This window comes from Streptomyces sp. NPDC048637, from assembly GCF_040650675.1.
Classification (GTDB): Bacteria; Actinomycetota; Actinomycetes; order Streptomycetales; family Streptomycetaceae; genus Streptomyces.
In genome coordinates this window covers 73,155-94,277 of sequence record NZ_JBEZHQ010000034.1, presented here as the reverse complement: position 1 = coordinate 94,277, position 21,123 = coordinate 73,155, and the positions used below count along the sequence as shown (strand labels likewise).

The 21,123-nt window shown below is 73.3% G+C and carries 13 protein-coding genes; 5 read left to right on the top strand and 8 right to left on the bottom strand.

Going from position 1 to position 21,123, the window contains the following annotated elements:
- Positions 1 to 464: 464 nt before the first annotated feature.
- Positions 465 to 1,190 carry an exonuclease domain-containing protein gene (locus tag AB0C46_RS31455; RefSeq protein WP_362831996.1) on the bottom strand — a complete coding sequence of 242 codons (726 nt, stop codon included), beginning with the start codon at positions 1,188 to 1,190 and terminating at the stop codon, positions 465 to 467.
- A 228-nt stretch (positions 1,191 to 1,418) separates the two neighbouring features.
- Here AB0C46_RS31455 and AB0C46_RS31450 point away from each other — a divergent pair, with 228 nt between their 5' ends.
- Positions 1,419 to 2,219 (top strand): SDR family oxidoreductase, encoded by an 801-nt coding sequence (locus AB0C46_RS31450; protein ID WP_362831995.1) that lies wholly within the window; start codon positions 1,419 to 1,421, stop codon positions 2,217 to 2,219.
- Here the strand turns inward: AB0C46_RS31450 and AB0C46_RS31445 are convergent.
- From AB0C46_RS31445 to AB0C46_RS31430, 4 genes are all read right to left on the bottom strand, one after another.
- Positions 2,165 to 5,758, bottom strand: coding sequence for a BTAD domain-containing putative transcriptional regulator (locus tag AB0C46_RS31445; protein WP_362831994.1), 3,594 nt, complete (start codon positions 5,756 to 5,758; stop codon positions 2,165 to 2,167). The genes AB0C46_RS31450 and AB0C46_RS31445 overlap by 55 nt on opposite strands.
- 91 nt (positions 5,759 to 5,849) lie before the next feature.
- The gene (locus AB0C46_RS31440) at positions 5,850 to 7,100 is read right to left on the bottom strand and encodes an SAV2148 family HEPN domain-containing protein (RefSeq protein ID WP_362831993.1); all 1,251 of its coding nucleotides are present in this window, start codon (positions 7,098 to 7,100) and stop codon (positions 5,850 to 5,852) included.
- 100 nt (positions 7,101 to 7,200) lie between these two features.
- Positions 7,201 to 8,529, bottom strand: a complete 1,329-nt coding sequence (locus AB0C46_RS31435) for a copper amine oxidase (protein ID WP_362831992.1) — start codon at positions 8,527 to 8,529, stop codon at positions 7,201 to 7,203.
- Positions 8,530 to 8,573: 44 nt separating this feature from the next.
- A complete protein-coding gene (locus AB0C46_RS31430) occupies positions 8,574 to 9,389 on the bottom strand; it encodes a Tat pathway signal sequence domain protein (RefSeq protein WP_362831991.1) in 816 nt (271 codons plus the stop codon).
- A gap of 254 nt (positions 9,390 to 9,643) precedes the next feature.
- On the opposite strand from AB0C46_RS31430, the gene glgX reads away from it, so the two are divergent.
- Positions 9,644 to 11,827 carry a glycogen debranching protein GlgX gene (gene glgX / locus AB0C46_RS31425; protein WP_362831989.1) on the top strand — a complete coding sequence of 728 codons (2,184 nt, stop codon included), beginning with the start codon at positions 9,644 to 9,646 and terminating at the stop codon, positions 11,825 to 11,827.
- On the opposite strand, the gene AB0C46_RS31420 is transcribed toward glgX, so the two are convergent.
- On the bottom strand, positions 11,787 to 13,079 hold the full coding sequence (locus AB0C46_RS31420; RefSeq protein ID WP_362831987.1) for an MFS transporter: 1,293 nt from the start codon (positions 13,077 to 13,079) through the stop codon (positions 11,787 to 11,789). The two genes, glgX and AB0C46_RS31420, sit on opposite strands and share 41 nt — an antisense overlap.
- A 151-nt stretch (positions 13,080 to 13,230) precedes the next feature.
- On the opposite strand from AB0C46_RS31420, the gene treY reads away from it, so the two are divergent.
- Positions 13,231 to 15,693 (top strand): malto-oligosyltrehalose synthase, encoded by a 2,463-nt coding sequence (gene treY / locus AB0C46_RS31415; RefSeq protein ID WP_362831986.1) that lies wholly within the window; start codon positions 13,231 to 13,233, stop codon positions 15,691 to 15,693.
- Positions 15,694 to 15,770: 77 nt separating this feature from the next.
- Here treY and AB0C46_RS31410 read toward each other — a convergent pair whose 3' ends face one another.
- The gene (locus AB0C46_RS31410) at positions 15,771 to 16,715 is read right to left on the bottom strand and encodes a LysR family transcriptional regulator (RefSeq protein WP_362831985.1); all 945 of its coding nucleotides are present in this window, start codon (positions 16,713 to 16,715) and stop codon (positions 15,771 to 15,773) included.
- A gap of 132 nt (positions 16,716 to 16,847) precedes the next feature.
- Here AB0C46_RS31410 and AB0C46_RS31405 point away from each other — a divergent pair, with 132 nt between their 5' ends.
- The gene (locus tag AB0C46_RS31405; RefSeq protein WP_362831984.1) at positions 16,848 to 18,359 is read left to right on the top strand and encodes an FAD-dependent oxidoreductase; all 1,512 of its coding nucleotides are present in this window, start codon (positions 16,848 to 16,850) and stop codon (positions 18,357 to 18,359) included.
- A gap of 172 nt (positions 18,360 to 18,531) precedes the next feature.
- On the opposite strand, the gene AB0C46_RS31400 is transcribed toward AB0C46_RS31405, so the two are convergent.
- Positions 18,532 to 19,077, bottom strand: coding sequence for a DUF1707 and FHA domain-containing protein (locus AB0C46_RS31400; protein WP_362831983.1), 546 nt, complete (start codon positions 19,075 to 19,077; stop codon positions 18,532 to 18,534).
- Positions 19,078 to 19,272: 195 nt separating this feature from the next.
- Between AB0C46_RS31400 and treZ the strand changes: the two genes are divergently transcribed.
- Positions 19,273 to 21,051, top strand: coding sequence for a malto-oligosyltrehalose trehalohydrolase (gene treZ, locus AB0C46_RS31395; protein ID WP_362831982.1), 1,779 nt, complete (start codon positions 19,273 to 19,275; stop codon positions 21,049 to 21,051).
- Positions 21,052 to 21,123: the final 72 nt, after the last annotated feature.

Below are 21,123 nucleotides of genomic sequence, written 5' to 3'. Positions count from 1 at the left end.
CCCATCGGGGCGTGCGCTGCGGCCGATGCCTCACGGCAGCTGCGGCGTGCACACAACCCGGTGAACCTTCCCGGCCAGAGCACTAGTTCGGAGAAGCAGTGTGGAGTTGTACTTCAGGACCTGCTCGGTATCGGGTGCCGTGGGCTGATTCATCGGGTCCGTGAAATCCTCATCCGAAGACGCTCCTTACCGCCGCAACCACGGAATCGGGCTCCGGCTCTCCGCTCCCTGCACCGGCCTCGTCGCCGGACAGGGACTGATCGGTGTAGCTCACCGTATGGGGCGACGCCGAGCAAGTTGCTTCAGTTTGTACGCCCACGCGACAGCACAAGGAGCAACGGCCGGATGAACTACCACTCGACATCCGGCAGTTCATGGCGACGCATCGACGCATCGACGCATCACTCAACCATGATCCACCATGCAAGATCATTTGATGACACCACCGGGCCCCCGCGGCCCGGCTATCGCCCAGCCCCGGCCTGGTACGGGATCAGGGGCCAGGCCGGCTCGACTATCGCCTGTGGGTCACCGGAGCGTCGCAAATACGCCTGGAACGAGGCGGCTTGGTCGGCGGCCGCCTGCTCCTGGAGGGCGTGCAGTGCGCGGGGCGACGGGAGGGCGACGGCCGGGTACTTCTCCCCGATGCGCCGGGCGACCCCGGCCGCGGCCGCCGCGTCGGCGCCCGCTTCGTGTGCGCCGTCCAGCCGGACGCCGTAGTGGCCGCAGAGCGCCTGGAGGGCGCGCTTGCCCTTGCGGTAGCGGTCCACGTGCTTGTCCAGGACGAGGGGGTCGATGACCGGCGCGGGTGCGTGTCCGAGGCGTTCGGTCAGGGTCCGCAGACCGTGGCGCCGGCACTCGCGGTCCAGGAGCGAGAGGTCATAGCGCGCGTTCATCACCACCAGCGGGATGTCCGCGCGCAGGGCATCGGCCAGCGCCTCGGTGATTTCCTCTATGGCGGTCCCCGGCGGGCGCCCGTGCTCTTGGACATATGCGGTCGAAATGCCGTGGATGGCCGCCGCCTCGTCGGGAATCGGCACCCCCGGATCGAGCAGCCACGTCAGCTTTGCGGCCGGTCGGCCGTCCCCCTCCAGCCGGAGCAGGGCCGCGGTGACGATGCGGTCCTGCTCGACGTCGGTGCCGGTGGTCTCCAGATCGAAGCCGACCAGCAGCCCCTGATGCCAGCTCATGCCGAACCCTCACTTCGCCCGGCCTCGCACTCGCTCGGCGCGCACCCTTCCCTGACGATCCCCCGGCCTTCGACCGGGGGGACGCCCATGCCGCACTCACTCATGCGAGACCTCCTTCGGTGGTACTTCCCCCGTTGCTCGTTCACTCTCCCACGCACCACTGACAATCCACCGGCCACCTGTCGCGGCAGGGAGCCCACGGCCCGCCGCGCCCCTAGGCTGACCGCCATGGACCTACGGCTGGCAGGACACGGCGCGCTGGTGACGGGCAGCAGTTCGGGTATCGGGGCCACGATCGCCGAGACGCTGGCGGACGAGGGGTGTGACGTCCTCGTCCACGGGCGGAATGCGGGGGCCGCGGCGGCCGTCGCCGAGCAGGTCGCGGCCCGCGGTGTGCGGGCCGAAGTGGTGCTCGGTGATCTGACGGAACCGGGCGTCGCCGAGCAGGTCGCTCTCACCGCACGCGACTTCGGGGCCCACATCCTCGTCAACAACGCCGGTCCGTTCGCCGAGCACGACTGGGAGAGCTCCCGGCCGTCCGACTGGCGGACCGCCTTCGAGGGGAACGTCCTGCCGACGGTGCGGGTCAGCCAGACACTGCTGCCGTCGCTGCGCGCCCACGGCTGGGGCCGGGTCATCACCATCGGCAGCCGGGCCGTACGGACACCGCTGCCCCACATGGTGGCGTACTCCGCCGCCAAGGCCGCCGTGGTGAACATGACCACCAGCCTGGCCCGGCACCTCGCCGGGACCGGGGTCACCGCGAACTGCGTCAGCCCGGGGGTGATCGCCACCCCCTCCATGTACCGGATGTTCGAGGAGCGGGCAACGGAGGAGGAGGCGGAGGACGGCTCCCAGGGCGGACCGGACGAGGCGGACCTCGTCGCGGAGTACGCGCCGAACCCGAGCGGGCGGCTGGGGCGCCCGGCGGACATCGCGGCCGCGGTCGCCTATCTGGCAAGCCCGCTCGCGGACTACGTCAACGGGATCGAGCTTCGGGTCGACGGGGGGATCACGGGGACGCCGTAGCTCTCGCCCCGCCGCCGGTCCCCCTCACCCGCCTCACCCTTCTCACCCTTATCGCTCTTATCGCTCTTCTCTCCTTGCCCCTCTTTCTCGCACCCCTCCCTTTTGTCCCACTCCTCCGGCATTTCAGCCTTCTCCGCGTGCTCGTCCCCCGCGCTTCCCGTCGCCTCCGCCACCAGCACCTCCGGTGCCATCCCGGCGCCGCTCGCGTACGCCGCCTCGAACGCCGCGTCGCCCAGGCTCTGGCGTGCCGTGGCCGTGCTCCGTGCCACATCGCCTTGCTCCGCGCCGGGCTGTGGCGCCCCCGCGGCGGCGCGGGCCGCGGCCGCACACCCCAGCAGCCGGGCCGCGACGGCGCACCGGCCGGTCAGTGCCGCCGCGCCCGCCAGCCCTTCCAGGGCCTGCGCGACGGCGCGCGGGTCGGCGGTGGCGCGGGCCGCCACAAAGCCGTCCAGGTGGTGACGGCGGGCGGTCTCCGCATCGCCCCGCAGTTCGGCGAGGAAGCCCAGCTCGCCCAGGACGAAGGCGGTACCAGGGTCGCCGTCCCGGCCGAGGCACCACTTCAGCCAGGGCAGCAGATGCGCCTCGGCGTCGTCGAGGCGGCCCTCCCTCCGGGCGCCGAGGGCGAGTCCGCACTCGGCGAACATCTCGCCCCGCAGGTGCGACTGTTCCGCGGCCAGCCGCATACCCCGCTCATGGAAGTCGCGGGCGGCCGTCAGCTCACCGGTCAGCAGCGCGATCCGGCCCAGTCCGGAGAGCTTGTACGAGGCCTGGATCCAGAGGCCGAGCTCCTCGGCGATCCGCAGCCCGTCCCGGTGGAGGCGGGCCGCGCGGTCATAGTCACCGGTGATCTCCGCAACGGCGCCGAGCGCATCGGCGGCCTGCAACTGGCCCCAGCGGTCGCCCAGTTCGCGGAAGAGTGCGGCGCTCTCCTCTGCATCGCGGAGCCGGGCCCGGAGATCCCCGCCGCCGGTCCCCTGGGCGCGGCTGCTCAGCGCCGCGGCGATGCCCCAGCGGTCGCCCAGGGCCCGGAAGGCGGCCAGCGAGTGCGCCACCCGCTTCCCGGCCACCGCCGGGTCGCCCAGGCCGACTTGGGCGAAACCCAGGAACCATTGGGCCCAGGCCCGGCCGCCCGGGTCGTCGTCCTGGGTCCCGTACTGCCGCAGCACGGCGGTGGCCCGCTCCACGGGGTCGGCGTCATCGCCGGCCAGTGAGGCCATCCCGACCTGCCAGGCGGCGGCCCGCAGCCGGCGTCCCTCGGCGGCCGGGTCCCCGGCGTCCGGCAGCGTCGTGCGGCCGGCCTCGTACGCCGCGAGCGCCGCCGTCAGCGAGCGGCCCGCCTCCGCGAGCCGGCCGCGCAGAAACCAGTACCAGGCCAGGGCGTTGACCAGGCGCAGCGCGCGGTCCGCGGCGCCCTCCCGGACCGAACCGTCCAGGGCGTCCCGCAGGTTCGCCGTCTCCTGGTCGAGCCGCTCCAGCCACTCGCGTTGGTCTGGTCCGTACAGCAACGGGGCGGCGCGCTCGGCCAGTTCGGTGTAGTGGCGGTGATGGTTCCGGCGTACGGCTGTCAGCTCACCGGCCTCCCGCAGACGTTCGAGGCAGTAGGCGGCGACCGTCTCCAGAAGCCGGTAGCGGGGTCCGTACGGTGTCCGGGCCACCGTCACCAGGGAGCGGTCCACGAGACGGGCCAGCAGATCCAGCACCTCGTCCCGTCGTACGCCGTCGCCCGCGCAGACCGTTTCGGCGGCCTCCAGGGTGCAGCCGTCCGCGTGGACGGCGAGCCGGCGCAGCACGGCGCGTTCGGCGGCGGGCAGCAGCTCCCAGCTCCAGTCGATCATGGCGCGCAGGGTCTGCTGGCGGGGCGGGCCCCCGCGCCGGCCGGACGCCAGCAGCCGGAACCGGTCGTCCAGCCGGGCGCTCAGCTCCTGTACGCCCAGTGCCCGTACACGGGTGGCGGCCAGCTCCAGGGCGAGCGGGATGCCGTCCAGGCGGCGGCAGATCTCCGCCACGGCGGCCGTGGCGTCGGCGTCGAGGACGAAGCCGGGGTCGGCGGCGCTCGCGCGGGCGGTGAACAGCTCGACGGCGCCGGCGGGTGCCAGCGGCGGTACGTGCCACAGCGTCTCGCCCGTCAGTCCCAGCGATTCCTGGCTGGTGACCAGCACCCGCAGGTCCGGGGCGGCGCCGAGCAGTTCGGCGGTGACCTCCGAAGCCGCCTCGACGAGGTGCTCACAGTTGTCCAGGACCAGCAGCAGGCGCTTGCTGCGTACCGCGCCGACGAGGCGCTCGGCCACCGGTCCGGCCGAGGCGCCCTCCCGGATGCCCAGTACGGCCAGCACCGCCTCGGCCACCTCGGCCGCGGTGCACTTGCTTCCGGTGTCGCGCTCGGGGGCGTCCGGGCGGCTCAGCGCGGCCAGTTCCACCAGCCAGACACCGTCCGGGAAGGAGTCGGCCAGCCGGCCTGCGGACTCCAGCGCGAGGCGGGTCTTGCCCACGCCGCCGGGGCCGGTGAGCGTCACCAGACGGGTCGCCGCGAGGAGCGCCCCGACCCGGCGGACGGCGTCCTGGCGGCCGAGGAGCGCGGTGAGGGGCGTGGGGAGGTTGGTACGGGGGCGGGGGCCGGCCGGCCGGGCGGCACCCAGAGCCGCCGTCGCCCAGCCCTCGGGGCGGTCGGCGCCGCCGTCGTGCCGCATGCCGTCGTTGTGCCGCGCGCCGCCGTCGTGCCGCATGCCGCCACCGTGCCGCATGCCGCCGCCGTGCCGCGCGCCGCCGCCGTGCCGCATGCCGCCGTCGTGCGGCCGCCATGGCTCCTGGTGCAGGATCGCCCGGTGCACCGCGATGAGTTCGGGGCCGGGGTCCACCCCCAGTTCGTCGGCCAGCCGCGCGCGGATCTCGTCATAGGCGGTGAGTGCGTCGCTCTGCCGGCCGGCCCGGTACAGGGCGGTCAGCTGCAGGGCACGCAGCCGTTCGCGGAGTGGGTGCCGGGCCGCCAGCCCGGCCAGCTCGGCGGTCAACGGGGCGTGTTCGCCCAGCTCCAGACGGGCCGCAGCCCGCTCCTCCAGCGCCGTCAGCCGCTGCTCCTCCAGGCTCTCGGCCACCGGGCGCACCAGGTCACTGTCCGCGAAGCCGGCGAATGCCGGGCCGTGCCACAGCTCCAGGGCCTCGCCGAACAGTTCGGCCCGCTGCCGCGCGGTGGCGGCGGCCCGCGCGCGGGCGGTCAGTGCCGTGAAGCGGCCGGCGTCCAGGGCATCGGCGGTGATGTCCAGCCGGTAGCCCGGCGGGGTCGCCGTCAGCAGTTTCCGGGCGCCGGGCTGCGCGGTGTCCAGGGCGCGGCGGAGCTGCGAGACCTTGCTCTGGAGGGAGGCCGTCGGATGGGCGGGCGGCCGCGGGCCCCAGAGGTGTGCGACGAGCCGGGCCGTGGACACGGGGCGGCCGTGGTGCGCCAGCAGCGCGGCGAGCAGGGCGCGTACCTTCGTCTCCGGGACGGCGGCGGGGCGGCCGTCGGCGGACCGCACGTCCAGGGGGGCGAGGACACGGAAGTGCATTGCCCCACGGTAGTCGGGGGCCGGTCCGCGGTGCCGGATGGCCCCGTCGTGCGGCGGCTGCCGCCCCTGCGCGATGGGGGCAGCGTCCGGTTCAGGAAACCGGCCGCGAGTCCGCCCACATACTCTCGAATTCCTCCCGGTAGGTCTCGAAGAGGCCGTGGTCGCCGTCGCGGGTGTCCCGGGCGTCCTGACGGACGACTTCCCGCCCGCCGCCGCGGAGGACGAGGACGGGGGATTCCATCCCGCGGCTCTTGCGGAGGTAGGGCTGGACGACGGCCACACCGTCGGGACCGTCGCCGTCGACGAGGTAGGCGGTGAAGCGCGGGGTCTCGTCGAAGACCTGGATCTCGAACGCGCCGGGGTCGCGCAGCCGGGCCCGCACCCGCCGCATATGGAGGATGTTCATCTCGATGGAGCGGCTCATCTCGCCCTTCTTCAGGCCGATTTCGCGCTCCCGGCGGCGGACCGCGCTGCTGGCCGGGTTGAGGAAGAGCAGCCGGACGCGGCAGCCGGATTCGGCGAGCCGGACCAGGCGGCGGCCCGAGTAGTTCTGGACCAGGAGGTTGAGGCCTATGCCCACGGCGTCCAGGCGTCGGGCATCGCCGAAGAGGTCCTCGGCGGGAAGCTGGCGCTGCAGGCGCACCCGGTCGGAGTGCACACCGATGACATCGGCGTAGCGGTCGCCGACCAGGTCCTCCACCGCGTCGATGGGCAGCCGTCCGGAAATGCGGGTGCCGACGCCGGAGCCGAGGATGTCCAGGAGGCGGGCGGAGGCGCGCTCGGCCTGGGCGAGGACCGTCTCGGACAGGGCGCGGTTGCGGGAGACGATGTTGCGGGCGACCTCCAGTTCGTCGAGGGCCAGCTCGACATCGCGGCGGTCGTCGAAGTACGGCTCGAAGCAGGGCCAGTGCTGGACCATCAGTTCGCGGAGTTGCGGAAGCGTCAGAAAGCTGACGATGTTGTCGTCGGCGGGGTCGAGGAGGTAGCCCTTGCGGCGGCTGACCTCGCGGACGGCAACCGCGCGCTGCACCCACTCCTGACCGGCGGGGCCGGCCGCGGCGATGACCCATTCGTCGCCGTGCACCGGCTCGTAGATGGGCCGCAGGACGGCGGAGACGACGGCCCGCAGCCGTTGCTCGACGAGATTCAGCCAGATGTAGGCGCGGCCGGCCCGGCGGGCGCGGGTGCGCACCTCGCTCCAGGCGTCGGCGCCCCAGTCCAGCTCCGCCCCGATCTCCAGCGGGCGTGCCAGGGACACCGCGCCGGGCGGTGCGTCGACGGAGCCGCCTTCATGACCCTCATGACTCTCGTCACCAGGGGGCAACTCCAGCCCGCCGCTCACCTGCCACCGCCTTCCGAACCCCCGTGCCAACGATCAAGGCAGACTACTGCGGTGCGGGAGGCGGTGCAGCAGGATGGATCGAGTCGGTTACCAACTCCCCTTACCCATAGTGCCCGTTGTGCCCGGACAGCGTGGGGGGAGTGAGCGGATTCATAGCGGTGACATCGCGTGGGACCAGCTGAAAGCCCTGCCAGTGCACGGGCATCGGTTCCTGGTCCTCGTCCCTGGCGATGTGGTGGAACCCGATGTTGACCCACGCGATGGGGTGTTTCAGCGGCTGGCCGTTGACCCAGGTGTCGACGCTGTTGCCGGCCTGGGCTCCGCAGTTGGCCAGGTTGTTGCTGGCGAACTGCTCACATTTGTTGTACTCGGTGAAATAGACGTCATGTGTGGTGTAGCTGCGCCCGGTGTATTTGCTGGTGGGGCCGGGGGCGATCTCGTACGAGCGCGGGTGGCCGTCCTTGTTGCGGCCGCCGCCCACCACCCGCCACCAGCGCAGCGGGCCGGCGTCCCCGGCCAGCTCCTTGGTGACGGGCGTGCGGGTGGTGCGGATGGTGGGGGTGCCGCCGCCGGGCGGGACGGTGGTGGCGGAGTCGAACTGCTCGACCGTGTTGGCGGCGGAGCCGCCCAGGCCGAAGTTCAGCCGCCAGAAGACATTGTGGCTGTGGCTGGTGGCGTAGTCCTTGGCGCCCTTGCCGATCGGCGCGCCCCGGCCGTCACCGGCGTCGTAGTCGGCGGGTGAGACGGTGCCGGTGGCGCCGACCTGCAGGGTCATGGTGCCGTCGCCGGAGAACCGCCATTCACTGATGTACTCGTACCAGCCGACCTTGTTGACGGTGTAGAGCAGCAGGTCCTTGCCCTGAAGCTGAAAGATCTTGGCGCGCTCGCCGGGGTAGGGGCCCATGCGGTAGGCGTGGCCGCGGGCGCGGGTGGTGGCGCACAGGCCGCGGACGTCGGGGTGGGCGGGGTCCCAGGCGCCGGGCACCTTGACGGTCTTGAGGGTGCCGCCGGGGCATTCGGCAGGGTCGAGCTTCTGCAGGCCCTGGGCGAAGCCCTGCCCGGTGAGGTCGTCGTATTCGTTCCTGCCGTCGTCGTAGGGGACGTGGATCTGGGCGAGTTTGGCGGTGGTGAGCACCTTGACGGGGGTGCGTTCGCCCCTGGGCTGGTAGGAGATGTCGTCCAGGACGAGACCGGCGTTGCCCTCGTAGTGCCAGCACATGCGCCAGACGGTGCCGCCGTCGAGCGTCTGGGTGATGCGGTGGGCGGCACTGCAGTTCGGGGTGGGCGCCGGTGCGGCGGGGGCCTCGGGGGCGGCCTGGGCGGCCGGGCCGGTCGTCAGGGCGGTCACGGCGAGCAGCAGGGGGGCGGCGGCGAGGACCGCGGCGCGACGGTGGGGGCGGCGGGTGCCGGTGGGGCGTCTTCCGGGCATGGCGGAGGCTCCGGTGGGGTGGCGTGGTGGTCGGCGGGGGCCGGTCAGCCCAGGCGGGCGACGGTGCGGGCGCTGAGGTCGATCACATAGCGGCGGGTGTCGATCCACCGGCCGTTCCTGACCTTGGTGAAGAGGCGGAGGCAACGGTGTTCCCCGCAGTGGCCGAGGGCGCCCGGCGCGTCGCCCTCCGCGCGGCCGCGGTAGACGAAGCCGGTGACGGAGAGCGGGTCCGGCCCGGTGAGGTCGTGTCCGGTGGCGTCGCGGTAGTCCTGGCGCAGACCGGAGCCCAGCGGGGCGGCGATCAGCAGCCGGGCCGCCTCGACGGCCTCGGCACGGCTGGGCGGTGGCTGGACGCCGTGCCGGGAGTCCGTCGACTCCACCGTGGAGGTGGTGAGGTTGACGGTCCTGGTGAGGTAGCTGTCGCTCCGGTAGTCGTAGAAGCTGACCGTCGCCCGGCGCGGCGGGTCGGCGAGCCCGGTCTCCGCGGGGGTGAGTTCGGCCAGGTCGGTGGTGAGGGGTTCGGGGCCCGGCTTCCCGGTGACGTTCTCGGCGGCACCGCGCAGGGTGCGCGGCAGCGCCAGGTCCCGGGCGCGCCGGAGTTCGTCGTCGGTGAGCGGATCCCGTCCCCGGCCGCGCTCTCCCTCTGCGGGGGTTTTCTCGACGACGCCGGGTGGTGGCGGCTCCTGATCACGTCCCGGGGCGGGCGCGTCGGCCGCGGCGGTCCGGCTCCGTGGGTCCGTACCGCCGGCGGCACCGGCGTCGGACGGCAAGGTGAGCGCGACCATGGCGGCGGTGCCGGTCAGGGCGATGGCGGCGGCCGCGACGGCCTTGCCGAGGTGGCGGTGCATCAGGTGGTGCACGGTTCCCCCCTGCTGTCACATCGTCGTGACACGCATGCCGGTCCCCCGGCGGTCCTCCGGTAGGACGACCAGTAGGACGACCAGTAGGACGATCCGACATCGCGACAGGTTGCCACCATTCAGCGGAGATCTCGCGAAAAACCCTTTGTGTGCGACAAGTTGCGACAGAGGGGAGGGAAGGATTTCGAACCGTTCCGCGGACGTGTGTCGTGGAGTCGCCGCAGCGCCCGACGAGAAAGTGGAAGAGTCTACCCATGCAGGTCTGGCCGGGACAGATGTATCCGCTGGGTGCCACCTATGACGGGGCGGGCACCAACTTCGCGGTGTTCTCCGAAGCCGCGAAGCGCATCGAACTGTGTCTGCTGCACGACGACGGTTCGGAGACCGCCGTCGAGCTGCGGGAGAGCGACGCCTTTGTGCGGCACGCGTTTCTTCCGGGGGTGATGCCGGGGCAGCGTTACGGCTTCCGGGTGCACGGTCCGTACGAGCCGGAGCGGGGGCAGCGCTGCAACTCGGCGAAGCTGCTGCTCGACCCGTACGCCCGTGCCATGAGCGGCCGGATCGACTGGGACGAGGCCGTCTACGGCTACCACTTCGGGCGCCCCGAGGTGCGCAACGACCTGGACTCGGCGCCGCACACCATGGCATCGGTGGTGGTCAATCCGTACTTCGACTGGGGCGACGACCGCCCGCCGCGCACCGCATATCACGAGACGGTGCTCTACGAGGCCCATGTGAAGGGCCTGACGATGCGCCATCCGGAGCTTCCCGAGGAGCTGCGCGGCACCTATGCCGCGCTGGCGCATCCGGCGATCATCGACCATCTGACGAAGCTCGGGGTGACCGCGCTGGAGCTGATGCCGGTGCACCAGTTCGTCCAGGACCACCGGCTGGTGGACGCAGGCCTGACGAACTACTGGGGCTACAACACCATCGGGTTCTTCGCCCCGCACAACGCCTATGCGTCCTGGGGTGACCGCGGGCAGCAGGTGCTGGAGTTCAAGACGGCGGTGCGGGCGCTGCACCAGGCCGGTATCGAAGTGATCCTCGATGTGGTCTACAACCACACCGCCGAGGGCAGCCATCTGGGCCCGACGCTGTCCTTCCGGGGGCTGGACAACGCCTCCTACTACCGGCTGTCGGACGACAAGCAGTACTACATGGACACCACGGGCACCGGGAATTCACTGCTGATGCGCAGCCCGCATGTGCTCCAGCTGGTGATGGACTCGCTGCGCTACTGGGTGCAGGAGATGCGGGTGGACGGTTTCCGCTTCGATCTGGCGGCGACGCTGGCCCGGCAGTTCCACGAGGTGGACCGGCTGTCATCGTTCTTCGACCTGGTCCACCAGGACCCGGTCGTCAGCCAGGTGAAGCTGATCGCCGAGCCGTGGGACGTCGGTGAGGGCGGCTATCAGGTGGGGAACTTCCCGCCGCTGTGGACCGAGTGGAACGGGAAGTACCGGGACACCGTGCGGGATCTGTGGCGGGGCGAACCGCGCACTCTGGCGGAGTTCGGGTCCCGGCTGACGGGTTCGTCGGACCTCTACCAGGAGGACGGCCGGCGGCCGCTGGCCTCGGTGAACTTCGTGACCTGCCATGACGGCTTCACGCTGCACGATCTGGTCGCGTACAACGAGAAGCACAACGAGGACAACGGCGAGGACGACCGGGACGGTGAGCGCTTCAACCGGTCCTGGAACTGCGGTGCCGAGGGGCCGACCGACGATCCCGGGGTGCGGCGGCTGCGGGCGCGCCAGATGCGCAACTTCCTGGCCACGCTGATGCTGTCGCAGGGCGTGCCGATGCTCAGCCACGGGGACGAGTTCGGGCGCAGCCAGGGCGGCAACAACAACGCGTACTGCCAGGACAACGAGGTGTCATGGGTGCGCTGGCCGGAGCGGGGACGGGGCGGGGGCGCCGAGGAGCCCGACGACACCGGCGCGGACGGGCCGGACGAGGCGGCGGACGGGGACGAGGATCTGGCGCTGCTCGCGTTCGTCCGGCAGATGGTGTGGCTGCGGCGCGATCATCCGGTGTTCCGGCGCCGGCGGTTCTTCCAGGGCCACCCGATGGAGGGCACCCATGACGAGCTGTCCGACATCGCCTGGTTCACGGCGGGCGGCGAGGAGATGGGACCGCGCGACTGGCAGTCGGTCCATGCCAAGGCGCTGACGGTGTTCCTCAACGGCAGCTCGATCTCCGAGCCGGGCCCCCGGGGCGAGCCGGTCACCGACGACTCGTTCCTGCTGATGTTCAACGCCCACGACCAGGAGAAGGAGTTCATGGTTCCGGAGCACCTGGGCCGGCAGTGGCAGGTCGTGGTGGACACCGACCGGCCGCGGACGGTGGCGGACGGCGGCGGGGCCAAGGTCAAGGCCGGGGACCGGCTGACGCTCATCGGGCGGAGCCTGCTGGTGCTGCAGCGGCCGGCGTGAGCGCGGCGGACGGCCGGTCCGTGCCCCGGGTGGTCAGGGCGAGGACGAGGATCAGGACGGCGGCGCCGACCGCCACCGCGAAGGCGGCGGACGGGCCATGGGCCTCGGCGAGCCGGCCGGAGGCGGCCAGGGACAGCGCCTGGCCGCCCACGATCGCGCTGGTCAGGAAGGCCATCGATGCGGCCAGCCGGCCGGCGGGCACCAGCCGTTCGGTGAGGCCGAAGAGCGTGATCAGATGCGGGGCGAAGGCCGCACCGAGGACCACGACGGCCAGGTAGAGCGCGCCCAGGGACCGTACGAACAGCAGCGGCACGGACAGCACGATCAGCGCCACGGCGGCCGCCCGCCACCGTGCCGGCAGCCCGATCCGGGCGGGCACCAGCGCCAGCGCGAGCCCGGCGACCGCGCTCATCACCCCCATCGCGGCATAGACCAGCCCGGCCTGGGCGGGCTGGTGGAGGTCTGCGGTGAGCGCGGTGATCCCGGACTGGCAGGCACCGAAGAGGGCACCCTGCAGCGCCATCGAGGCGCGCATGGTGTGCACGGCGCGGGGCATCCGGGCGCGGGCGGGCCGGGCGGCGGGTCGCCGGCCGCGGCGGCCGTCCGGGGTGCGGGCCGGCCAGGACGGGGCGCCCGTGGGCCGCAGCGCCGCGGCCGTGGGATGCAGCGCGAAGGCCGAGCCGCAGACCACGAGCAGCAGCGCGGCCAGGGCGAGCGCCGCGGCCGGGTGGGCGACCGTGGCGGACAGCCCCACCAGCGCCGGACCGAGCACGAACGACACCTCGTCCAGGGTGCCTTCGAAGGACAGCGCGGTATGGACCAGGCGGTCGTCGGCCCGGGCGCGACGGGCGAGCGCGACGAGCCGGGTGCGGGCCAGCGGCCCGATCTGTGGCACCCCGGCCCCGGCGAGCAGCGCGATCAGGGCGAGCGGCAGCGCCCCGGTCCGGGCGAGGGCGGCGCTCACCAGCGCGGTCACGGCGAGGGCGTCGAACCAGCAGGCGGCCAGCACCACCGGCCGCTGCCCGTGCCGGTCGGCGAGCCGGCCGAGCAGCGGGCCGCCCACCGTCTGGCCCGCCGCCAGCGCACCGCCCACCAGACCCGCGGTGGCCGGCGAGCCGCTCGTCTCCGCCACCAGCAGCAGACTGCCGAACTGGCACATGGCGGTGGGGAGCCTGCCGAGGAAGGACACGACGGGCAGCATCGGCCCGCCCAGCGCGAGCACCCGGCGAAAAGCGGCGGTGGCAGCGGTCATCGCCAGACGCTATCCGGCGGGCTGCCGCGCACCCCACGCACCGGACATACGAAGGTCCCCGCCCCCGGAGCCCACTCCGTCGGAGGAAACAACGACACCCGTGCAGCAGGGGGATGACACAACGGGCCGCCAGCGGGGTACGGGTGTTCCCATGACGCAGCCCCCTCGAAGTCCGTCGCCGACCGCCACCTACCGGCTGCAGCTCCAGCCGGACTTCCCGTTCGCCGCCGCCGAGCGGGCCGTCCCGCATCTGGCCGCGCTCGGCATCTCCCATCTGCACCTCTCGCCGGTGCTGGAGGCGGTGCCGGGCTCCACACACGGCTACGACGTCGTCGACCACACGGCGGTACGGGCCGAGCTGGGCGGTGAGACGGGGCTGCGGGCACTGGCGGCGACGGCCCGCTCGCACGGCCTCGGGCTGATCGTCGACCTGGTGCCGAACCACATGGCGGTGCCGGAGCCGATGTCGCTGAACGGGCCGCTGTGGCAGGTGCTGCGCGACGGCCCGGCGTCCCCGTACGCGCGGTGGTTCGACATCGACTGGGACGCCGGGCACGGCGGACGGCTGCTGCTGCCGGTGCTCGGCGGCCGGATCGGTCAGGAGATGCGGCACTTCCGCATCGAGGGCGAGGTGCTGCGCTATCACGGGCACGCGTTCCCGCTGCGCCCCGGGACGGCGGGGCTGCCGCCGGCCCGCCTCCTGGACGCCCAGTGGTACCGCCTCGCCTGGTGGCGGCTGGCCCGCAGCGAGCTGAACTACCGCCGCTTCTTCACCATTTCGGAGCTGATCGGGGTGCGCGTCGAGGACCCCGAGGTGTTCGAGGCGACCCATGGCACGGTGCTGCGGCTGATCCGTGAGGGTGTCATCGACGGGCTGCGCATCGACCATCCGGACGGTCTGGTGGACCCCGGCGGCTATCTGGCCCGGCTGCACGAGCGGACCGGCGGCCGCTGGACGGTGGTGGAGAAGATCCTCACCGGTGCGGAGCAGCTCCCGGACAGCTGGGCCTGTGCGGGCACGACCGGCTACGACGCCCTGCGGCACATCGACGGACTGTTCGTCTGCCCGCAGGGCGCCGGCCGGCTGTTCTCCCACTACCGGGACTTCGCCACCCCGCTGGCCGACGAGGGCGGCGACTGGGAGGAGACGGTACGCCGGGCCGCGTACGAGGTCGTCACGCATGAGCTGGCCGCGGAGATCGAGCGGCTGGTGCGGACCGCGGCGCGGATCAGCGCACGCGCCCCCGAGACGGGTGACCATGCGACCTGGGCGCTGCGCCACGCGCTCCGTGAGCTGCTGGTGCGGCTGCCGGTCTACCGTCCCTATGCCGCGGATCCGACGCGGGCCGGGCGGGACGCGGCACTGCTGGACGCGGCGGCGGCGCAGGCGCGTACCGCCTTCCGGGTGCCCGAGGAGGCGCGGGCGGTGGATCTGGTCCGCGATCTGGCGCTCGGCCGGCTGACCGACGCCCCGGACCACGGCAGCACGGACTGCGCCGACTTCACCGCGCGGTTCGCCCAGACCGCGTCCGCCCTGCACGCCAAATCCGTGGAGGACACCGCCTTCTACCGCTATCCGGTGCTGCTGTCGGCCTGTGAGGTCGGCGGCGATCCGGGGGAGCCGGCGGTCGCCCCGGAGGTGTTCCATGCGTACTGCGCCCGGCTGCAGCGGGACCGTCCGGTGGCCGGCACGGTGCTGACCACCCACGACACCAAACGCAGCGCCGATGTACGGGCGCGGATCGCGGTGCTGTCGGAGTGCCCGGACCGGTGGCGGGATGTGCTCGGCGCGATGGCCGGCGAGGCGGTGTGCGGCCGCACGGCGAGCGGGGTGGACGGCCTCGGCCCGGCGGACCCGATGGTGTCGTGGCTGGCCTGGCAGACCGCGTTCGGTCTGGGTGCGGCCGGCGACGGGGACCCGGCGGAGCGGGTGGTGCCCGCGGTCCTCAAGGCCGCGCGGGAGGCCGGGCTGCGCACCTCGTGGACGGAGCGGAACGCGGGCTACGAGGAGGCGGTCGAGGAGTTCGTCCGCAACGGGCCCTGTGGTCCCACGGCCGCCCCGCTCGCCGCGCTGGACGGGGAGCTCGCCCCGTTCATCCGCGCCAATGTGCTCGGCGCGGCACTGCTGCAGCTCACCATGCCGGGCGTCCCCGACCTCTATCAGGGCACCGAACTCGGCTATGCCGCGCTGGTCGACCCGGACAACCGGCGGCCGGCCCGCTTCCGCCCCGAGCTGCTCACCGCGCTGGACGGCGGGGGCGCGCCGCGCGATCTGTCCGGCGAGAAACTCCGGCTGACCGCCGCGGCCCTGCGGCTGCGGCGCGACCATCCGCAGTGGTTCGGCGCCGCGGCGTCGTACGAGCCGGTGTACGGGGAGGGCCCGGCGGCCGAGCACTGTGTGGCGTTCTGCCGCAGCGGGCGGGTGCTGACGGTGGTGACCCGGCTGTCGCTGCGGCTGGTGGAGACCGGCGGCTGGTGGGACACCCTGCTGCGGCTGCCGCCGGACGGCCCCTGGTGCGAGCGGCTTTCCGGGCGCGAGCTGCCGGGCGGCGCGGTGGTGGGGCTGAGCGAGCTGCTGGCGGAGTCGCCGGTGGCGCTGCTCGTCCGCGACTGACGGAGTCACCGGTGGCGCTGTTCGTCCGCGACTGACGGAGTCGCCGGTGGCACTGCTCGTCCGCGACTGACACCGCATCAGGTCCCGGCGTCCCGGCTCGACTCCACGCTCCCCACCGTGCGCAGCAGCTCCGTGAACTCCGCGGCCGCGCCGGTCAGTGCGACACGGGAGAAGACGGTGATCTCGCGGTGCCAGGGCGGGTCGGTGGGCACGGCCGCACAGTCGAGGCCGCGGAGTTCATGGGCCGCGGTCAGCAGCACGCCGACGCCCGCCGAGGCCATCCGGACGGCGGTGGAGCTGTGCTGGGTGCGGACGGCGGTACGCGGGGTGAAGCCGGCCCGCTCGCACTCCCGGTCCAGCCAGCGCCGGCCGCCCCGCTGCGCTCCGCCTCTGCCCTGTTCTTCTCCGTCGGATGCAGAGCCAACCACCGGCTCCAGGCTGCAGCGCACCCACGGGCGGTCCGCCAGCTCCGCGAGGCGGACCGATTCCCGGGTGGCGAGCGGGTCGCCGTGCGGGACGACCAGCACCATCCGCTCCTGTCCCACGACGGTGACCGGCCCCGGCCAGTCCTTGGGGCGCGGCCCGAGCGCCAGATCGGCGACACCGCGGGCCATCTGCTCGTCCAACTCCTCGGTGGTGGCGTACTCATGGAGCACCAGACGGATGCCCGGACGGGCGCGGGCCCAGCGTGCGCAGACCTCCGGGAGCACCCCGACCGCCTGGGCGTGCACCGTCGCGATATGCAGTTCGCCGCTCTCCGAGCCGCCCGCCGCGAGCGCAGCACGGCGGGCCTGCCGGGCGCTGCGGACGGCGAGTTGGGCGTGCGGGAAGTAGGCCCGGCCCATCACGGTCAGCCGCACGCCCCGGGTCATCCGCTCCAGCAGCGGGCCGCCGACCGTCCGCTCCAGCGCTTTGATCTGGTGCGAGAGCGCGGACTGGGTGACGTGCAGTGCCTCGGCGGCGCGGGTGAAGGACTCCTGCTCGACGACCGCGACGAGGTACTCCATCTGCCGCAGACTCATGCCCGCCCTCCCGGTGTACTCGGCCCCTCATGACGCGCCACCACAGGCAGCACCGGCATATGAAGGTTCTTCATCACCTCCATGGAAACATTGCCTTGGACTCATCACCGCAGGTGGGCGGAGTCTGAGCAGATGAGTGAGACAGACGCGAACACCATGGACGTCCTCGTCATCGGCGGCGGCACCGGCGGCTACAGCACCGCGCTGCGCGCCGCGGCCCTGGGGCTGCGGGTGATGCTGGCCGAACGTGATCTGATCGGCGGCACCTGTCTGCACCGCGGCTGTATCCCCAGCAAGGCCATGCTGCACGCGGCCGAGCTGGTGGACGGCATCGCGGAGGCCCGCGAGCGGTGGGGCGTGAAGGCCACCGTCGACTCCCTGGACTGGCCGGCCCTGGTGGCGACCCGCGACACCATCGTCGAGCGCAACCACCAGGGCGTCGCCGGGCACTTGCGGACGGCGGGGGTGCGGGTCGTCAAGGGCACGGCGCGGCTGACCGGCCCCCGTACGGTCCATGTCGAGGGCGCCGGGGAGTTCACCGCACGGCGCGGCATCGTGCTGGCCACCGGCTCCCGGCCGCGGCTGCTGCCGGGCCTGGCCCCGGACGGCCGGCGGGTGGTGACCAGCGACGACGCGCTGTTCGCGGCCGGACTTCCGGCGTCCGTCCTGGTCCTGGGCGGCGGGGCGATCGGCGTCGAGTACGCGTCCTTCCACCGCTCCATGGGGGCCGAGGTCACCCTCGTCGAGGCGGCCGGGCGGCTGCTTCCACTGGAGGACGAGGACGTCGGCCGCCATCTGGCGCGCGGGCTGAAGAAGCGCGGTATCGCGGTCCGTACGGGCTCGACACTGACCGGCACCGAGCTGCTGCCGGACGGAGTGCGGGCCACCGTGCGCACCCCGAAGGGCGAGGAGCTGGTGATCGAGGCCGAGCGGCTGCTGGTCGCGGTGGGGCGGACCCCGGTGACAGACGGGCTGGACCTGGCGGCGGCCGGGGCGGCGGCGGACGCGCGGGGGTTCGTCGCACCGGCGGACTGGTCACGGCTGGAGACCGCCGTACCGGGCATCCACGTGGTCGGGGATCTGCTGCCGCCGCCGTCCCCGGGGCTGGCCCATGCCTCGTTCGCGGAGGGCCTGTTGGTGGCCGAGACACTGGCGGGCCTGCCGTCACGGCCGGTGGACTACGCGACGGTGCCCCGGGTGACGTACTCCTCGCCGCAGACCGCGTCGGTCGGCCTGACCGAGGCCGAGGCGCGCGCCCGCGGCCTGGACATCAAGGTGAACACCCTGCCGCTGGCCGCCACCGCCAAGGGCATGGTGCACGGTCAGGGCGGCATGGTGAAGGTGATCGCGGCGGCGGACGGGGCGGGCGGCGATCGGGGTCTCCCCGGCGCATGGGAGTCCCCCCGCTCGAACGAAGTGGAGAGTGGGGAAGAAGCGGAGAGCTTGGGGAACACCGGCGCGGTGCTCGGGGTCCATCTCGTCGGGCCGCATGTCTCGGAGATGATCGCGGAAAGCCAGCTGATCGTCGGCTGGGACGCCGAACCGGCCGATGTCGCCCAGCACATCCACGCCCACCCGACGCTGTCGGAGGCGGTCGGCGAGACGTTTCTGACCCTGGCGGGGCGGGGGCTGCATCAGCACTGAGCGGGGCGGGGACGCGGTCTGGCGGTGGCGGACTGCCGAGCGGTGCTCACCCGGTCCGCCGCGGCAGGGTGCGGCCGGATGAGGCGGCGGATGCCGTGCCGTCGGGCGGCAGTGGTCCGCGGTCGCCGGCCACACCGCTCCGGGCCGGCCCGTCCAGCGCGCGCCGCCCCGCTCACCGCTCCGTCAGGACGTAATCCACCTGCCCGAACCTGATGTGGTCGCCGGGGCCGACCGGCACTTCGCCCACCACCCGACGGCCGTTGACGCAGGTGCCGTTGGTGGAGCCGAGGTCGCGCAGCAGCCAGCCCTTGCCGGTGCGGCGGAGTTCGGCGTGGGCGCGGGAGACCGTCTCGTGGTTGAGGCGCAGGCCGACTCCGGGGGCCCGTCCGATGAGCAGCGGGAGCGGGCCCGGCTCGGGCAGCAGAAGCTTCGGCAGTCGCTCCGTACGCCAGGCGCGGCGCACCCGGAGGTGGAAGGCCGACACCCGGCCCACCGCCCGCAGCAGCACCCCCTGGACCTTGCCGCGGCTCGCCAAGTCGGCGGTGACCAGATCGAGTTCGGACTGCTGCTGGGCGGTCAGGACGAGTTCCAGGCGCCGCAGGAAGGTGTCCTGGGACAGCCGTCCCTGCGCCGCGCCGTCACGCAGCAGGTCGAGAGCGTGTTCCCGGTCGGCGTCCGACGGGCGCGCCGGGCGCGCAGGGAACTCGAGCGAAGTCATACCGTGATTCTCGGGCCACCGCGAGCCGCTGTCCAGGCGATGTGGGTGCGTGGGACAGTGCGGCCGGGCCGCGCGAACTCGCCGGAACGGCCCAGCGGGATGGCGCGAAGTCGCTGCGTATCGCCACGTCGGGCTGTCGGGGCGCGCGGCGGCGTGCTTTCGTCGGGGACCGGGACCGAACGAAGGAGGACGGCCGTGCTGTTCGAGGTGTGGGCGCCGGAGGCCGGACAGGTCGCTCTCCAGTGGGCGGGGGGCCGGGCGGCCGAGCCGGCGGTCCCGATGGAGCGCGACCCCGGCCGCGCGGGCTGGTGGCGTACCGAGGTACCGGCCCACGACGGGGACCGGTACGCCTTCCGGCTGGACGGCGGGCCGCCGCTGCCCGATCCGCGGGCCGCCCGGCTGCCGGAGGGCCCCGGCGGGCCCGGCGCGGTCGTCGCACACGAGCAGTTCGGGTGGCGGCATCCGTGGTCCGGCCGCCCGCTTCCCGGTGCGGTCCTCTACGAACTGCACATCGGCACCTACACCCCCGAGGGCACCTTCGACGCCGCCGCCGCGCGGCTGCGCCACCTCGCCGATCTGGGCATCACCCATGTCTCCCTGATGCCGGTCTGTCCGTTCCCCGGCACCCACGGGTGGGGGTACGACGGGGTCGCGCCCTGGGCGGTGCACGAACCGTACGGCGGGCCGGACGGGCTCAAGCGGTTCGTGGACGCGGCGCACGGGCACGGTCTGGGGGTCGTGCTCGATGTGGTGCACAACCACCTCGGCCCGTCCGGCAACCATCTCCCGGCGTTCGGGCCGTACTTCACCGAGACCCATCACACCCCGTGGGGCGCGGCGGTCAATCTCGACGCCCCCGGTGCCGATGAGGTGCGCGGCTACTTCATCGGCAGTGCGCTCTCCTGGCTGCGCGACTACCGGCTCGACGGGCTGCGGCTGGACGCCGTGCACGCGCTGCACGACGACCGCTCACCGCACTTCCTGGCCGACCTGTCCGCCGCCGTCGACGCGCTGGCCGGGCGGCTGCGGCGGCCGCTGTTCCTGGTCGCCGAGTCCGATCTCAACGATCCGCGCACCACCGCGCCCAGGGCGGACGGCGGACACGGTCTGCACGGCCAGTGGAACGACGACTTCCACCACGCTCTGCACACCGCGCTCACCGGCGAGTCCCAGGGCTATTACGGCGACTTCGCGCGCGCCCCGCTCGCCGCCCTCGCCAAGACGCTGACCGGCGGCTTCTTCCACGACGGTACGCACTCCGCCTTCCGTGGCCGGCGGCACGGTGCACCGCTCGATCTGCGGGTGACCCCCGCGTACCGGCTGCTGGCCTACGCCCAGACGCACGACCAGGTCGGCAACCGTGCGCTCGGCGACCGGCTCGCCGCCGGGCTCTCCCCCGGCCTGCTCGCCTGCGCCGCCACGCTGGTGCTGTGTTCGCCGTTCACCCCGATGCTGTTCATGGGCGAGGAGTGGGGCGCGACCACCCCGTGGCAGTACTTCACCGCGCACACGGATCCGGAGCTGGCGGAGGCCGTACGGGAAGGGCGGCGGCGCGAGTTCGCCGCGCACGAGTGGACCGGTGCCGCCGGTGACTGGCCCGACCCGCAGGACCCGGCGACCCGCGACCGCTGCGTCCTGGACTGGACCGAACCGGTCCGGGAGCCGCACACCGCGCTGCTGGCCTGGTACCGCACGCTGCTGGCGCTGCGCCGTGAGCTGCCCCCGCTGACCGACCCGGACCCGCGGCACACCGCCGTCCGTTACGACGAGGAGGCCCGCTGGATCCTGCTGCGGCGCGGCCCGCTACGGGTGGCGGTCAATCTCGCGCGCGACACCACGGCCGCCCTCCCCCTCGGCGACGACGACGGCGGGGCCGGGCTGCAGGCGCTCGCGGGCTGGCCCGGCGCCCGGCTCCCCGGCGCGGACGGTGTGCTGCGTCTGCCGCCGGAATCGGCGGTGGTGCTCGGGCCGTAGGGCCTGTCTTCAAAGTCCCGCGTGCCAGACACTGCGAGGCCCGCCCTACGGGCGAACGACGGGACTTCGACG

Excerpts from the sequence above, each read along its gene's own strand:
- AB0C46_RS31455 (WP_362831996.1), bottom strand. The coding sequence starts at position 1,190 with ATGAGCTGGCATCAGGGGCTGCTGGTCGGCTTCGATCTGGAGACCACC.
- AB0C46_RS31450 (WP_362831995.1), top strand. The coding sequence starts at position 1,419 with ATGGACCTACGGCTGGCAGGACACGGCGCGCTGGTGACGGGCAGCAGT.
- AB0C46_RS31445 (WP_362831994.1), bottom strand. The coding sequence starts at position 5,758 with ATGCACTTCCGTGTCCTCGCCCCCCTGGACGTGCGGTCCGCCGACGGC.
- AB0C46_RS31435 (WP_362831992.1), bottom strand. The coding sequence starts at position 8,529 with ATGCCCGGAAGACGCCCCACCGGCACCCGCCGCCCCCACCGTCGCGCC.
- glgX (WP_362831989.1), top strand. The coding sequence starts at position 9,644 with ATGCAGGTCTGGCCGGGACAGATGTATCCGCTGGGTGCCACCTATGAC.
- AB0C46_RS31420 (WP_362831987.1), bottom strand. The coding sequence starts at position 13,079 with ATGACCGCTGCCACCGCCGCTTTTCGCCGGGTGCTCGCGCTGGGCGGG.
- treY (WP_362831986.1), top strand. The coding sequence starts at position 13,231 with ATGACGCAGCCCCCTCGAAGTCCGTCGCCGACCGCCACCTACCGGCTG.
- AB0C46_RS31410 (WP_362831985.1), bottom strand. The coding sequence starts at position 16,715 with ATGAGTCTGCGGCAGATGGAGTACCTCGTCGCGGTCGTCGAGCAGGAG.
- AB0C46_RS31405 (WP_362831984.1), top strand. The coding sequence starts at position 16,848 with ATGAGTGAGACAGACGCGAACACCATGGACGTCCTCGTCATCGGCGGC.
- AB0C46_RS31400 (WP_362831983.1), bottom strand. The coding sequence starts at position 19,077 with ATGACTTCGCTCGAGTTCCCTGCGCGCCCGGCGCGCCCGTCGGACGCC.